General features: G+C 35.4%; 2 protein-coding genes. One reads left to right on the top strand and one right to left on the bottom strand.

The window, feature by feature from the left end; genetic code table 11:
* Window positions 1-95: 95 nt before the first annotated feature.
* Window positions 96-455 carry an outer membrane protein assembly factor BamE gene (locus H5072_RS20445; protein ID WP_004335706.1) on the bottom strand — a complete coding sequence of 120 codons (360 nt, stop codon included), beginning with the start codon at window positions 453-455 and terminating at the stop codon, window positions 96-98.
* A gap of 107 nt (window positions 456-562) precedes the next feature.
* On the opposite strand from H5072_RS20445, the gene H5072_RS20440 reads away from it, so the two are divergent.
* Window positions 563-892, top strand: a complete 330-nt coding sequence (locus H5072_RS20440; protein WP_182694634.1) for a GIY-YIG nuclease family protein — start codon at window positions 563-565, stop codon at window positions 890-892.
* Window positions 893-904: the final 12 nt, after the last annotated feature.

Raw genomic sequence — 904 nt, 5'->3', positions numbered from 1 at the left:
AATCACACGCTAACGTTGTTTAAAATGGTAAAAGCTTTTAAATAAACCAATAAAAAAGGTGAGCCATGCTCACCTTTTTTTACCACTTGAGAAATTTATTGCTCGAGCGGTGTAGTAAAGTTTTCAGGTTGGTCATAATCCCCTGAGATTGAAACTAACTTTTCATTTTCAAAGTTAATTACTAACTCTTTATTTTGCTCGTTTTTACGGCCCTTATTAAAGCTGTAAATATAACGCCAAGTATTGTTATCAAAGGCGTCCTCGGCAATAGGTCTGCCTAATACGTAAACAACTTGCTCTCGAGTCATATTTACACGAAGTTTTTCAACATCCGATTGCTCTAAAAAGTTGCCTTGTGGGATGTTAATTCGGTATACCCAGCTAGAGCAACCTGCTGCTGAGCTAAGTGTTAAAGCAACGATAAGCCAAAGAGAAAAAGTTTTTAACGACTGCATTGTTAGTTGTGATCCTTATTTTTTATAATCTGCATGATACCGATTAGTCACTGAAGGTAAAACCCTTTTAAGCAATTGTTTTATGTTAAGGGCGTTAAGGTAATGTTTTGACCATAAATAATGAAAAAAGTTTACAGCACATCGAAACGAATATTTTAAAAACGGAGTCTACTTGGTTTTTATATATAGTTGAGACACGATTTGGTCATTGGTACACAGGGATCACGACTAATGTTGAAAAACGCTTTGCAACTCATCAAGCCGGCAAAGGGGCCAAAAACCTTAGAGGGAAAGGGCCGCTTTTACTTATTCATCAACAACAAGTTGGTAATAAAAGTGAAGCAAGTAAACTTGAGTATCAATTAAAAAAGCTCACTAGGGCCAAAAAAGAAGCATACGTTTTAGCATTTAATACCGGCGACACTAAAATCATTTAGTTAATTTATTTA

Origin of the sequence: Pseudoalteromonas sp. SR45-5 (genome assembly GCF_014163565.1) — a bacterium.
GTDB classification, from domain to species: domain Bacteria; phylum Pseudomonadota; class Gammaproteobacteria; order Enterobacterales; family Alteromonadaceae; genus Pseudoalteromonas; species Pseudoalteromonas distincta.
This window is presented reverse-complemented; position numbering and strand designations above follow the sequence as displayed.

Coding starts and splice junctions, on each gene's coding strand:
- H5072_RS20445 (WP_004335706.1), bottom strand. CDS start 455: ATGCAGTCGTTAAAAACTTTTTCTCTTTGGCTTATCGTTGCTTTAACA.